The organism is Legionella hackeliae (assembly GCF_000953655.1).
GTDB classification, from domain to species: Bacteria; Pseudomonadota; Gammaproteobacteria; order Legionellales; family Legionellaceae; genus Tatlockia; species Tatlockia hackeliae.
Genome location: NZ_LN681225.1, coordinates 2,176,778 through 2,189,738, shown reverse-complemented (window position 1 = coordinate 2,189,738; position 12,961 = coordinate 2,176,778). Strand labels below are relative to the sequence as shown.

Sequence of the window (12,961 nt, the reverse complement as noted above, 5' to 3'; positions counted from 1 at the left end):
GGTGAACCATGAGAGCAATAAAATCGTTAGTTGTTGTAGTAATGTTGTCGCTCAGCCAGTTGTTATGGGCTCAGTCATCTCCTGTGCCAATGCTTGAAAATACAGCTAATCAAATTATAGCTACACTCAATGCAAATAAAGCGAATCTGAAGAATAATCCTCATGTTATTCACCAGGCTGTACAACGCTATTTGTTACCCAATGTTGACGTAAGTGGGATGGCTCGCTCTGTATTGGGTCGTCAAGCATGGAGTAAAGCAACCGCTAGTGAAAGACAGCAATTTGCTCATGAGTTTACTCAGTTAGTGATTCGCACTTATGCAACACCTTTAGCCGAATATACTGATGAAAAAATTAAATTTTTACCCGTTCGAGGTTCTCTGGAGAGCCGTTTTCTACGTGTAAACAGTGTAATAATTCGTTCAAATGGTCAGAATATTCCTTTAAGTTATAGCCTGGTATCTAAAAATGGAACCTGGAAAATTTATGACTTAAGTGTTGAAGGAGTAAGCTTACTACAAAGCTTCCGTTCACAATTTGCTGATGCGTTAAGAAATTCCAGCATGCAAGAAATTATTAAGCAATTGCACGCTCAACCTGGTAAAAAGGCGGCATAGTGAAAATTAATGCATTTAAACCATCTTCTGAAATGACATTCTCAACCGTTCAAGTTGATCGCGAGCGGTTGGTCAAATATGTTCGTGAAACCACAGGGGATGTAATAAAACTAGATTTAAGCGAAGTGACACATTGTGACAGCGCAGGTCTTGCTCTCTTAATTGAAGCCAAACGACTAAGTACTCAAAGAAGCAAAGTTTGCCAGGTCGAGGATATGCCTAAAGCAGTTCATGCCCTGGCAGAGTTTTGTGGAGTAGATGGAATATTAAATAAAAACGAAATAAACCCAATGTGAGAATAAGTTGTATGATTAATAATGAAGTGCTAAAGCAGCACCTTGCTGAAACGGGTGAGGTTGATTTTGTGCAAGTTGAGGGTGATGGTTATCATTATCAACTCACTGTAGTTTCTGATGCTTTTTTGGGAAAGACAAAAGTATCGAGGCAACAATGGGTTTATGCAAAGCTTAAAGACTACATTACGTCCGGCAGTCTTCATGCAATAAGCATGAAAACTTTTACAAAGGAAGAGTGGGAGAAAAATCGTGGATAAGTTAATTATCAATGGTGGCAAAGCCTTGCAAGGCGAAGTTACAATTTCCGGAGCTAAAAATTCAGCGTTACCGATTATGGCTGCCACGCTTCTAGCTACTGATAATGTAACCATTGCTAATGTTCCTCATCTTAAAGATGTGACGACTATGATGGAGCTCTTAGGGCAATTGGGTACTCAGTTGACAGTTGATGAGAAGATGAATGTTCAGGTGGATGCTTCTCATGTTAATGAATATGTCGCTCCCTATGAATTGGTTAAAACAATGCGTGCTTCTATTTTAGTATTAGGTCCGCTTTTGGCTCGTTTTGGTCAAGCTGATGTTTCCCTACCTGGTGGTTGTGCAATTGGCACACGACCGGTGGATCTACATCTTAAGGCTTTAAAGACAATGGGTGCTGATATTTCTGTAAAAAATGGTTATATCAAGGCACGTTGTAAAAAAGGACGATTACAAGGAAAAACTCTAGTATTTGATTCAGTAACAGTAACAGGAACAGAAAATATATTAATGGCAGCTGTTCTTGCAGAAGGGAAAACCCTTATTAAGAATGCGGCTCGTGAGCCAGAGGTTGTTGATTTAGCTAATTTTTTAAATCAAATGGGTGCCAAAATTACTGGAGCTGGCAGTGGTACTATCGAAGTAGAAGGCGTATCTTCACTTTCAGGTGGTAGTTATTCAGTGATGCCAGACAGGATTGAAGCAGGTACTTATCTTACCGCAGGTGCTATAACTCGTGGCAAAGTAACTATACGCCGAGTTAAGCCTGACAATTTACTCTCTATGTTGTGTAAGTTTGAAGAGGCTGGCGCAGAGTTATCCATTGGTGAAGACTGGATTACTTTAAATATGCATGGGCTTCGTCCACAAGCAGTGAATATCTCAACAGCTCCGTATCCTGCATTCCCAACTGATATGCAGGCGCAATTTATGGCCTTAAATGCGATTGCGGATGGTACTTCATCTGTGATTGAAAATATTTTTGAAAATCGCTTTATGCATGTGCAAGAGTTACAACGCATGGGAGCTCAAATTCAATTAAATGGTAATACCGCGATGATATCAGGTGTTGAGCGATTAACCGGAGCTCCAGTAATGGCTACAGATCTACGCGCTTCTGCAAGTCTGATTCTTGCAGGCTTGGCTGCAGAAGGGGAAACCACTGTGGAGCGTGTTTATCACGTAGACAGAGGCTATGAGCGGATTGAAGAGAAATTATCCATGCTAGGCGCTGATATCAAGAGGGCTTCAGCACGGTGATATCTCGCGACAAACTTACTCTCCATCTGCACGAATTTTTAGAATGCGCTAATTTTAATGATTATGCACCTAATGGCGTGCAGGTTGAGGGTAAGGAAGACATTAAACGTATTTGCACTGCTGTTACTGCCTCATCAGAAGTAATAGAACATGCGATAGCCATGCAGGCTGACGCATTAATTGTCCACCATGGGTATTTTTGGCGAGGGGAAGAACCTGTTCTAACTGGTATGAAGCGTCAACGAATTGCCAAACTGCTTACTCAAAATATTTCTCTTTTGGCTTATCATTTACCACTGGATTGCCACCCGGACATAGGAAATAATGCCTGTTTGGCAAAATTGCTAGATATCAAAACTCCCAAGATGCATTGGGCAGGGAAAACGCCCAATCTTATTTGGTCAGGTGTTATTAAAGACTCTAAAACACCCAATGAATTTTTACTGCAACTGGAGGATGTTTTAGGTAGACGACCTTTGTTGGTTGAAGGCTCAAATAAGCCTGTTCAATCGATTGCATGGTGCAGTGGTGCTGCACAAGATTTTATAGAAGATGCTTATAAGCTTGGTGTCGATACTTATATTAGTGGTGAAATTTCAGAGCGGACTTATTATCAAGCAAAAGAATTAGGTATTCATTATTTTTCCTGTGGTCATCATGCAACTGAACGCTATGGTATTCAAGCACTGGGAAGCTATCTGGCATCTCATTTTAAATTGGACCATCATTTTATCGATAGTGCCAATCCAGTCTAAGTCATACTAAACGAACTTTTCGGATTTGGATCTTCAGGAAGTCTTTGTGCTATTGCTTCTGGACAGTAACTTTTGTAGTGCTGAACAAGGGTGGACAACTTCTCATCCTGAACTAAAAGTTCCAATTCCTTTTCACTGAAAGTAGGAAGATTTTCTTCATCAAACACCTCTCCAGCCACATTGATACTATCAAATATCTTGGCCGCAACCGCTTGAGTTTCGGAATTAAAATCACTATGGAGATAATCCAAGAGAGCTAATTTAAAGTCTTTAAGGTTCTTTGTTAGTTCAAAACTCGACTGGGCACAGCTATCTACTCTTAGACTCTTATAGTGAGTGTGGGCATAGCCAACCTGAACCCCTAGTGAATAATTTTTCCCAAGTTTATCAAACAAAATTTCGACAGTCGGAATATAGGCAGGCACATCGGGTACAAAGTGACCACTTGCTAGATTTAAAAAAAACTCATGATCGTATTTGACAATCGCTCCAGAAGAAAGCACCGGGGGCGTAGGTGTTCCTTTTTCTATTCCTAAAGCCTTTCTGATTAACCCGCCATGAGTTAGTTTTTGACCGCCCGAAAATTGTGGGGCAAACCAGGTTTCACCTGACTCTGTAATAATATACAAATAATTTGTGCCATCTTTTAAAGTGGTAGGATCGTTAGTTACGGGAACATGTTGATAGAGGGTATCTTCAATCCTGATTGTAGAGGCATCAGTGTATTCATCGAGTAACTTATACTTTTTATAAGACTGCAGTAATAAAGAGGACGAGCCTGTGCTAGGTGGGTGGTTCACAGTTTGAGATGAAGCTGAATGACCTTCCGTTTTCTCGAACATAGCTTTATCCATTAGTGTAATATGAGATAATTCTGACATAGTTATCTTAACGAAAGATTAAACTATGAACAGAATGATTGTATTTAGAGTATAGTAGGAATATACGGACATATAAGGAGAAAGAATGCATTCAATGGGTGAATGGTGGATGTGGGGAGGCTTTTTTCTCTTTATTGGCTTGATGCTGTTCGTAGATATGTTTTTATTTGGGGGTAAAAAAGCACATCGCGTTTCAACCAAGGAAGCATTAACATGGGTTATTGTTTGGGTAAGCTTGGCTTTATTATTCAATCTTCTTTTATGGTTTTATCTGCTTAAAACTACCGATGCTGCCATAGCACATCAACAAGCTTTAGAGTTTTTTACCGGCTATCTTATTGAAGAATCGCTCTCAATAGATAACATGTTCATTTTTATACTGATATTTAAGTATTTTGCGGTTCCTATAGAATATCAGCGACGTGTTTTATTATTTGGGGTATTAGGTGCAATTGTTATGCGTCTTTTACTCATTTTATTAGGATTATGGTTGATTACCAGGTTTCATTGGATACTGTATGTATTTGGTGGATTTTTGCTCCTTAGTGGAATTAGGTTACTGCTAGCTGCTGAAAAGGAACCTTCGCTCGAAAGACATCCGTTGTTAGTTTGGATGCGAAAGTATTTACCCGTCACGAAAACCTTTCATAAAGAGCAATTTTTTATTATAAAAAACAAGCAACTGCATCTTACACCCTTATTTTTGGTATTAGTTCTTATTGAAGCGAGTGATTTAATTTTTGCTTTGGATAGTATTCCTGCAATTTTTGCTATTACCGAGGATCCCTTTATTGTTTTTACCTCAAATATTTTTGCAATTTTGGGTTTACGCGCTATGTATTTTCTACTGGTCAATATGTCAGATCGGTTCCATTTGCTGAAGTATGGGATTGCACTTATTTTAATTTTTGTCGGTTTTAAAATGTTAATTGCTTATTGGGTTAAAATACCTGTTTTTATTTCTTTAGGATTTATTATTGCCACTTTAATTATGAGTATATTGTGTAGCCTAATGAGTTCAAAGAACAACAATAATAATTAATCAATGAGGTTGTGATTATGTTAAATTGCGAGCAGCTTGCATTTGCTCATGGCTTGCCGATAAGTACAGGAAAAATTAAATGTTATCCAGAGGATTTTAAAGTTAATGAACTATTAGGATTTGATTTAACAGGAGAAGGGGAGCATTTATTTCTGCAAATAGAAAAGAAAGGCTTGAATACGGAAGAAGTGGTGAAACTGCTGGCTCAAGCACTACACAAATCAATAAAGGCTATTTCTTATGCAGGTTTGAAGGATAAGGAGGCAGTAACTACCCAGTGGTTTTCTATCCATTGTCCTGGTGAAACTATTGACTCAGCTCATGCTTTAAAAGGTGAGGGGTGGCGTGTAATACAGGAGCAGCGCCATGCAAAAAAATTAAGAACAGGGGCTTTGGCCGCTAATGAATTCACTCTGGTGATAAGAGAGCTTTCTCATCCAGAAACAATAGAAGCTCGTTTAAATACCATTTCAACTGTAGGAGTACCAAACTATTTTGGTCCACAACGTTTTGGCTATGAAAATCAGAACCTGCTGAAGGCAGAAAGGCTTCTATTAGGTGGAATGAAAGTAAAAAATCATTTTCTTCGTGGTATCTATTATTCCGCGGCTCGAGCATTTTTATTTAATCAAATTTTAAACGAGAGAGTAAAAAGCCAAACCTGGAATAAAGCGATTTCTGGGGATGTAATGCAGTTATCAGGGTCTCATAGCATTTTTTCCATTGAAGAAACTGATGATGTCATTGACAAAAGAGTCACTGAATTTGATATATCGCCAGCAGCTCCTCTTTGGGGTAAAGGGGATGAGCGTCTTCAATTGCAAGCACTAGCCCATCAGCAAAACGCTCTCGCTTCTTATGAGGCCTGGTGTGCTGCTTTGGAGCAACAGGGATTGGAGCGAGCTTATCGAGCACTACGATTAATTCCAGAGAACATGAAATGGGAGTGGCAAGGAAATATTTTGCACGTGTCGTTTAGATTAACTCCTGGGAGTTATGCGACAGCTGTCATGAGAGAATTATTTCAGATGATGTAAGAAAAAACATAAAGCTCCGTTAATTAGAAATTCGGAGCTTCTTGAGATAACAGCAAATTAATCAAAACAAACTTACTGATTTAGTTTGCTCTTCAGAATGTTCTGCAGTTTCCAGATGTTCTCTTGCACTTTCAGCAGTAAGCCTTGCTGGAGCAGAGTTATCCGTAACATCTTGAGTAATGATTGATTTTTCTTCTTTTTCTGCTTGTGAGGCAAATAATTTCTTCAATTCTTCCAGATAAAGGGCTTGTTTACCTTCTTCTAATGGGACGATAGCAGAGTGTTCGTCGTTCACCGTCACTTTCAGTGCGTCTTCATGAACCTCAAATTTTACGGGGCACAATTTATAGTTAGGAGGTAATTGAAGCGTATTCATATCAACAAATTTTAGTTCAACACCGTTTATCACACGATGGCCATTTTTCAATGAAAGACCATTTAACTGTTCAGGATTTCCGCGTCCAGAATAAAGACTAGCAAGCAACATGACGCTGTTGTACATCAATTTCCATCCAACATCAATTGTAAGGCCTGTCACTAATCCAAGCCCTTGTCCAGTAATGTTGCCGGCAGTACCTAATAACCAGGCTAAGCTCACACCGCAATAAGTGTTTAAAATACGTCCGGCATAGGTGGGGACGAGTAGGGAGATGCCTAGTCCGGCGGATGGCCCCATCAGTAAAACTAAGCCACTGCCTATAGCTGCAGATAATTTAAGATGAGCCGGCATGAGTTTGGCTGATTGACCTACCATTTCGCCTATAATAAACCCTGTTGTATAGCCTGCGAATTCTAGAGGTTTGCTCATTAATGGCATCATCATGTTTTTGACAGGGAAATTAGTTTTGTATTTGTCATTCATAGCGTCATAACGTTGTGTTACGAAATCTAGAAAGTCACTCCACTGTTTTGCAGAAAATTTATCTTTTAATTTGGCGTTGACTGATTTTAAGTTCCCTTCCCCCAAGAGATAACATTTGGTCTCTAATAAACAGCACGCTTTGGTTTCTTTATCCAAAATGTTTGATGAGGTGATTCCCATCGCTTCATTCATTAATTGTTCTAAAATGGCACATTGACCAGAACGAGCGATGTAGGTCCCATCAATTTGTGACTTCACATACATACAGACAGTTACTAATACACGTAATGCCGTGAGATATTCTTCAATAATTTTTTCGGATTGAGTATTGGTTGAAGATTCGCCCTGCTCATCCTCATCGCCTAGCTTCATCTGATCAGAGGAGCCGTTTTTTTGCAATAAATTCTTAAGGTCTTCCTCTGTAATTTTATCGATAGAAAGCTCTTTCTCTAAAGCCATAAGCCATTTTTCAATAAAATCAATTTGGGTATTTCGTGTTGTTACATCCTTTGCCCCAAAAAAAAGACTGATTGCATAAGGTTGTTTTGATTCATCAAGGATAACATTCGCGCGTTCTTGGTAATTAGTGCGTATGGAGCGCAGTTTGGTTACAAAGTTGTCAATAAGTACGAAGAGCATCATGCACCTCAGTCCATTGTTAAAATATCGTCCGTTTTTTTTATATTACGGATTCTCTGATTAAATGCAATCTTAAGTGATTAAATTTTATTGTTTATAGAGTCAAGAAGTGTATATAGGACAAGAGAGAATTCAAATTTATTCAGTAGAATTAATATTGTTAATATTGATAAGGGAGGGTCACAACAATGAAATAATATCATTGTTTTCGGATTAACCTATTGAAAAACTGATGATATAGTGGCGAATATTTACAATGGTTTTTCAGGACGGGTATGACATCAATAAAACATTTCTTTAAGTTACTTAGATTATCACATTGGACTAAGGCAGCCTTTGTTTTACTTGGTGTTTTCTATGCAGATACACTTGAGTATCTTCCGGATGCGCTTTTGGCAGCATTGGCCTTTTGTTTAATTGCAAGTGCTGTTTATATCTACAATGATTTTCAAGATCGTGAGGAAGATCGCTTACATCCGCAAAAATGTTATCGACCACTGGCGTCAGGTGAAGTTTCAGTTGACTTTGCGGTTAGCATGTTAGCACTTCTTCTGATTGGTGGTTTATTACTAGCCTGGTCTATCTCAAGTAATCTCGCTGCTTTACTTGGCATCTATTTGTTAATTAATTTGGCTTATAACCATTTATTAAAGAATGTGCCTATTCTTGATGTATTGTGTATTGCCAGTGGATTTCTATTGCGAGTATTGGCAGGAACTATTGGCATTGGGTTACCCATCTCATGGTGGTTGGCTTTTACCGCAACCTTAATTAGTTTATTTATTGCATTGTGTAAGCGTCGTTTGGAAAAACAATTAGGATTGCGTTATTCGACCCGTGCAGTTTTAAAAAAATATCCCTCACGTTTGCTGGATGCTCTAATTGTGTTCACGGCAATCGCCAGTTTTGTGACTTATCTTTTTTATACCATTTATGCACGTGATGAATCATTCTATTTTCTGCTAACCTTGCCATTTGCGGCTATTGGCATATGGCGCTTTGCCCGACTAACGATGCGAAGTACCGACAATGATGATCCTGTCTCTCTTTTTTTTCATGATAACTTGTCACGCTTTAATTTGATTTGTTTTCTGGGCTTGACCTCGATTGCTCTAGTTAAATGATAAAAAAAAATCTCATTGTAGCTATTTTATTATGCTTTGTATTTGGCTATTTGCTGATACTCCAAGTACAGGCTATTTGGCCGTTCACCATCGATGATATGTATATCTCCTTGCGTTATGCCAAACATTGGGTTGCAGGGCATGGGGTATTATGGAACATCGGCGAAGAGCCAGTTGAAGGCTATTCAAATTTTAGTTTTGTTGCATTGGCAGCGCTTGCTATCAAACTTGGGTTTAATCCTATTACTCTCCTTAAAAGTTTAGGAGTGATGGGATTAGTTTTAAGTGCAATAAGTCTTTATTATCTTTCCCGGTTTTGGTTTTCTGCATGGATTGCATTTATTCCCTGTATTTGGTTGTTGCTTTATAAGGGCGAAATTCTTTGGAGTGTCAGCGGATTAGAAACAACTTTTTATCAAGGAGTAATTTGTCTGGCGTTAGTTTTTTTGTTTCGAGGAATGGGATATCAGTTTTTTTCCAAACAAAGAGAAGAAGCCAATACGCTTTATTGGATTTTAGCGGCCTTTTTATTGGCAATTGCAGCTCTAACTAGACCAGATGCTCCCGCCTTCATACTAATTTTTTATGGATTAGCTCTTTTTGATAGACCGAAAAATCAGGTACGTGATTATTACAAAGGATTATTTCTAAGTAGTGCTATTTTGGCGCTATTATTTATGCCTTATTTCTTTTGGCGCTGGCACTATTATGGTCGTCTATTCCCCAATGCAGTGTATTGCAAAGGATTTATCAGCTCATCATTGACCTTGGACTTGATATATCTTGAGCTAATTTGGCCTTTTGTAGTACTCGCATTACCTGCCATCGTTAAAGCCAAAGACAAGCGACATTATTTCTTGTGGCTGCCTTCACTTGTTTATTTAGGTTTGCTGGTAGGTGCTGATCCAATTGTGGCCTTTGCAAATCGTCTATTTTTAGCTGCTTTTATCCTATTACTGCCCTTAACGTTGCAAGGGATGAGTGATGTCATTTCGTATTGCATGCCTGAAAATGAACGCATGCGGTCAATTGCTCTAACAATTGTGGCTTTATTATTTGCCTTCTTTTTTATTCCTAAAATGACGTTAACTAATTATCGATATTTTGCTATTAATCCTCAAGAAGGAATTCAACTCAGGCAACAGGTTGTCGAGTGGCTAAATAGTAATGTTTTGCCAAATAGTCGTGTGGTTTTAGCAGACAGTGGTCAAGTTCCTTATGCAAGCTCTTTAAATTTTATAGATTCCTATTGTTTAAACAATAAGAAAATGACGGAACCTTCCACACAAAACATGTTTTCGTGGTTATGCGATGAAATTTTTAAGACGAAACCCGAAGTTATTATCCTCACCTCATTAAAAGTTGGCGATAAAGTAATTTATACGCCTGTCGATTTTTGTTTGAAGATGGCTTTGAAGAACAATCATATGTATAAATTTGGAGCATATTTTAAGACAAATAATCAAAATTCATCGTATCGGTATGAAATTTATACCCTATTAAATTGAAGCTGTAGTAATATAAAGCAATATTTTCTATTTGGATTTGAGCCTTGCTCAGTTAAAGGATTTGTTAAAACATGCAGAGTTTTTTTACTTTTTTTCAAAAATTATACAAAAAATTTCCTGTCATCGCGTTTGATGTGCTGGCGATTCCCGTTGCCTGGTACTTTGCTTATTGGTTGCGTTATAACTTACAGCCTTTTCCAAGTGATCTTACAAGCTCATATTCATTATGTTCACTGCTCATTTTGGCATTAATCCAAACGGGGTGTTATTACTACTTTAAAGTTTACCGTGGGTTGTGGTGCTTTTCATCAATAAATGATGTGGCAAGAATTATTAAGGCTATTGCTTTTGCGACGATTCTTTCTGTTCTGGCGTTGTATTTTACATCTCTGTTGCAACACGTCCCGCGTTCCGTTTTCCCACTTTATGATTTGACTCTGGTAACTTTTTTGTGCGGTGGGCGATTGCTTCTTCGTTCTTACTGGGATTGGAAAGAAAAAGGACAGTCTACTGAAAGCAAACGAGTTTTAATCATTGGTGCTGGAAGGGCTGGGGAAGGTTTGGTGCGGGACCTAAAACGAATTCAATCCTATCGCCCAATTGGCTTTATAGACGATAACTTGGGGAAAAGAGGGTTGGAAGTCCATGGGGTTCCTGTTTTAGGTACTACGCGAGACTTGGTTGATTTGGTGGTTGAACACAATATTAATCTTATTTTTATTGCCATACCCTCGGCCCGCTCAGCGACTATGCGTCGTATCGTCAATCACTGTGAAGAGTGTAAAATTCCTTTTAGGACACTGCCTAGTCTTTCTGCATTGGCGGCAGGCCGAGTCGAAGTTGATGCATTAAGAGATGTTAATATCGAGGATTTACTCGGACGAGATCAAGTACAACTTGATTGGCAAAAAATTGCTTCTAGCATTAAGGATAAATGCGTTGTCGTGACCGGCGGAGGTGGCTCGATTGGTTCTGAATTGTGCCGCCAAATTATGTTTTTGCAGCCGAAGAAATTATTAATAATTGATAACTCAGAGTTTAATCTTTATAAGATCGAGCTTGAATTAGCCAAGACATTCCCTGGCGTTTCATGTGAGTTAGCTCTCATTTCTGTGACAGATATTACCGCCATTGATTTTCTCTTTCATCAGTTTAAGCCGCAAATCGTTTTTCATGCGGCAGCCTATAAACATGTTCCAATGTTAGAAGAGCAGGTTCGTGTTGCTGTGCAAAATAACGTAATAGGCACGCAGGTTGTTGCTGAGGCAAGTGTTGCAGTAGGTGTTGAAAAGTTTATTTTAATTTCTACGGATAAAGCTGTTAATCCTACGAATGTCATGGGTACAACGAAGCGAGTTGCTGAGATTTATTGTCAAAATTTAAATGAGCGTGTCGACACGCAATTTATTACCGTACGTTTTGGTAATGTATTAGGCTCGGCAGGAAGTGTTGTTCCATTATTTCAGAAACAGATCCAGGCGGGTGGTCCAATTACCGTAACCCATCCAGATATCCAACGTTATTTTATGACTATCCCTGAAGCCTGCCAATTGATTCTACAAGCGATGGTAAATGGAGTAGGGGGCGAGATATTTGTGCTTGATATGGGCGAGCCTATTAAAATTAGTTATCTTGCTGAACAAATGATTCGCTTGTCTGGTAAAGAGCCGGGCAGGGATATTGCCATTGAGTATACAGGATTAAGGCCCGGTGAAAAATTATATGAAGAGCTTTTTCATCCCTCTGAACAATTGGTACAGACTTCTCATGAAAAATTGTTTAAAGCGAGATTTCGTCATTTGGAGTGGACTGAATTAACACAGACAATCCGTCTATTGAATATGGCTTGCACGATGCACAATAATTCAGAGCTTTATATTTTATTGAAAAGTTTAGTTCCAGAGTTTAATTCTCAAGTTGAGAATAGTTCAATTGCTAATGTACTTGAATAAGATAATTGATAAGCACCAATAAAAGTGAGTGAAGATGAGTTTCGCTTATACTCTTGTTGATTTAACGCATGTGTTAACGGATTCAATTCCCTCCTGGGAAGGGAATTGCGGGTTTAGACACCAAAACCTTCAAGACTATGATGCCAGTTTAGATGTTTCTTTTCGCGTTCAGCATCTTACTATGGATGCAGGTATTGGTACCCATATGGATGCACCCGCACACTGTGTTAAAGATGGTAAAACAATTGCGGATTTTGATTTGAATGAGCTCTTGGCACCGTGTGTGGTTATCGATGTTTCAAGCACTCAGACAGCAAATAACACTGTCATACCAGAAGATATCTTTGCGTTTGAAGACCGCCATGGAGAAATTGGTGCTGGTTCTTTTGTAATTATTAGAACGGGCTGGGAAAGATATTGGAATAGTCCTCGCAAATACCGTAATAATTATAATTTTCCCTCGCTTGGTGCAGAGACAGCCAAGTTACTCTTAAACCGTAACATTAGTGGACTTGGAATAGATACACTCTCTCCAGATAGACCCGACGCCGGATATCCAGTTCATCAACTTATTCTAGGCGCCGGAAAATATATCGTTGAAAATATAGCTAACTCGGGATTACTTCCTCCAATGGGAAGTTATATTTTAGTATTACCTCTAAAGATAAATGAAGGCACAGAAGCACCCGTGCGATTAGTTGCTTTATTAAAAAAATAATAATGACAAAAG

The 12,961-nt window shown here is 38.7% G+C and carries 13 protein-coding genes; 11 read left to right on the top strand and 2 right to left on the bottom strand.

Annotated elements, in window-relative coordinates:
- Positions 1-8: 8 nt before the first annotated feature.
- The 5 genes from LHA_RS09755 to LHA_RS09735 are packed head-to-tail and all read left to right on the top strand — an operon-like array spanning position 9 to position 3,186.
- Positions 9-617, top strand: coding sequence for an MlaC/ttg2D family ABC transporter substrate-binding protein (locus LHA_RS09755; RefSeq protein WP_045106374.1), 609 nt, complete (start codon positions 9-11; stop codon positions 615-617).
- Complete coding sequence (locus tag LHA_RS09750; RefSeq protein ID WP_052673670.1) at positions 617-913, top strand: STAS domain-containing protein; 297 nt, start codon at positions 617-619, stop codon at positions 911-913. Before LHA_RS09755 ends, LHA_RS09750 begins: the two co-directional genes overlap by 1 nt.
- A gap of 11 nt (positions 914-924) precedes the next feature.
- On the top strand, positions 925-1,170 hold the full coding sequence (locus LHA_RS09745) for a BolA family protein (RefSeq protein ID WP_045106373.1): 246 nt from the start codon (positions 925-927) through the stop codon (positions 1,168-1,170).
- Positions 1,163-2,431, top strand: coding sequence for a UDP-N-acetylglucosamine 1-carboxyvinyltransferase (gene murA / locus LHA_RS09740; RefSeq protein WP_045106372.1), 1,269 nt, complete (start codon positions 1,163-1,165; stop codon positions 2,429-2,431). The genes LHA_RS09745 and murA overlap by 8 nt, the downstream gene beginning before the upstream one ends.
- Positions 2,428-3,186, top strand: coding sequence for a Nif3-like dinuclear metal center hexameric protein (locus LHA_RS09735; RefSeq protein WP_045106371.1), 759 nt, complete (start codon positions 2,428-2,430; stop codon positions 3,184-3,186). The genes murA and LHA_RS09735 overlap by 4 nt, the downstream gene beginning before the upstream one ends.
- Here LHA_RS09735 and LHA_RS09730 read toward each other — a convergent pair.
- Positions 3,183-4,028 (bottom strand): hypothetical protein, encoded by an 846-nt coding sequence (locus LHA_RS09730; protein ID WP_058393200.1) that lies wholly within the window; start codon positions 4,026-4,028, stop codon positions 3,183-3,185. The two genes, LHA_RS09735 and LHA_RS09730, sit on opposite strands and share 4 nt — an antisense overlap.
- A gap of 124 nt (positions 4,029-4,152) precedes the next feature.
- Here LHA_RS09730 and LHA_RS09725 point away from each other — a divergent pair, with 124 nt between their 5' ends.
- Both LHA_RS09725 and truD read left to right on the top strand, forming a co-directional pair.
- A complete protein-coding gene (locus LHA_RS09725; protein WP_045106369.1) occupies positions 4,153-5,109 on the top strand; it encodes a TerC/Alx family metal homeostasis membrane protein in 957 nt (318 codons plus the stop codon).
- 17 nt (positions 5,110-5,126) lie between these two features.
- The gene (truD, locus tag LHA_RS09720; RefSeq protein WP_045106368.1) at positions 5,127-6,146 is read left to right on the top strand and encodes a tRNA pseudouridine(13) synthase TruD; all 1,020 of its coding nucleotides are present in this window, start codon (positions 5,127-5,129) and stop codon (positions 6,144-6,146) included.
- Positions 6,147-6,207: 61 nt separating this feature from the next.
- Here truD and LHA_RS09715 read toward each other — a convergent pair whose 3' ends face one another.
- A complete protein-coding gene (locus LHA_RS09715) occupies positions 6,208-7,650 on the bottom strand; it encodes a hypothetical protein (protein ID WP_045106367.1) in 1,443 nt (480 codons plus the stop codon).
- Between the two features lie 272 nt (positions 7,651-7,922).
- On the opposite strand from LHA_RS09715, the gene LHA_RS09710 reads away from it, so the two are divergent.
- The 4 genes from LHA_RS09710 to LHA_RS09695 all read left to right on the top strand — a co-directional run bounded on the left by LHA_RS09710 (position 7,923) and on the right by LHA_RS09695 (position 12,949).
- The gene (locus LHA_RS09710) at positions 7,923-8,771 is read left to right on the top strand and encodes a decaprenyl-phosphate phosphoribosyltransferase (protein ID WP_045106366.1); all 849 of its coding nucleotides are present in this window, start codon (positions 7,923-7,925) and stop codon (positions 8,769-8,771) included.
- Positions 8,768-10,279: a hypothetical protein gene (locus LHA_RS09705; RefSeq protein ID WP_045106365.1), complete on the top strand. Its 1,512-nt coding sequence runs from the start codon at positions 8,768-8,770 to the stop codon at positions 10,277-10,279. Before LHA_RS09710 ends, LHA_RS09705 begins: the two co-directional genes overlap by 4 nt.
- 71 nt (positions 10,280-10,350) lie before the next feature.
- Positions 10,351-12,231, top strand: coding sequence for a nucleoside-diphosphate sugar epimerase/dehydratase (locus LHA_RS09700; RefSeq protein ID WP_045106364.1), 1,881 nt, complete (start codon positions 10,351-10,353; stop codon positions 12,229-12,231).
- A 34-nt stretch (positions 12,232-12,265) separates the two neighbouring features.
- The gene (locus LHA_RS09695; RefSeq protein ID WP_045106363.1) at positions 12,266-12,949 is read left to right on the top strand and encodes a cyclase family protein; all 684 of its coding nucleotides are present in this window, start codon (positions 12,266-12,268) and stop codon (positions 12,947-12,949) included.
- Positions 12,950-12,961 lie beyond the last annotated feature (12 nt).

Bases quoted from the DNA above. Each gene is read 5' to 3' on its own strand.
- LHA_RS09755 (WP_045106374.1), top strand. From the start codon at position 9: ATGAGAGCAATAAAATCGTTAGTTGTTGTAGTAATGTTGTCGCTCAGC.
- LHA_RS09745 (WP_045106373.1), top strand. From the start codon at position 925: ATGATTAATAATGAAGTGCTAAAGCAGCACCTTGCTGAAACGGGTGAG.
- LHA_RS09730 (WP_058393200.1), bottom strand. From the start codon at position 4,028: ATGTTCGAGAAAACGGAAGGTCATTCAGCTTCATCTCAAACTGTGAAC.
- LHA_RS09725 (WP_045106369.1), top strand. From the start codon at position 4,153: ATGCATTCAATGGGTGAATGGTGGATGTGGGGAGGCTTTTTTCTCTTT.
- truD (WP_045106368.1), top strand. From the start codon at position 5,127: ATGTTAAATTGCGAGCAGCTTGCATTTGCTCATGGCTTGCCGATAAGT.
- LHA_RS09715 (WP_045106367.1), bottom strand. From the start codon at position 7,650: ATGATGCTCTTCGTACTTATTGACAACTTTGTAACCAAACTGCGCTCC.
- LHA_RS09710 (WP_045106366.1), top strand. From the start codon at position 7,923: ATGACATCAATAAAACATTTCTTTAAGTTACTTAGATTATCACATTGG.
- LHA_RS09705 (WP_045106365.1), top strand. From the start codon at position 8,768: ATGATAAAAAAAAATCTCATTGTAGCTATTTTATTATGCTTTGTATTT.
- LHA_RS09700 (WP_045106364.1), top strand. From the start codon at position 10,351: ATGCAGAGTTTTTTTACTTTTTTTCAAAAATTATACAAAAAATTTCCT.
- LHA_RS09695 (WP_045106363.1), top strand. From the start codon at position 12,266: ATGAGTTTCGCTTATACTCTTGTTGATTTAACGCATGTGTTAACGGAT.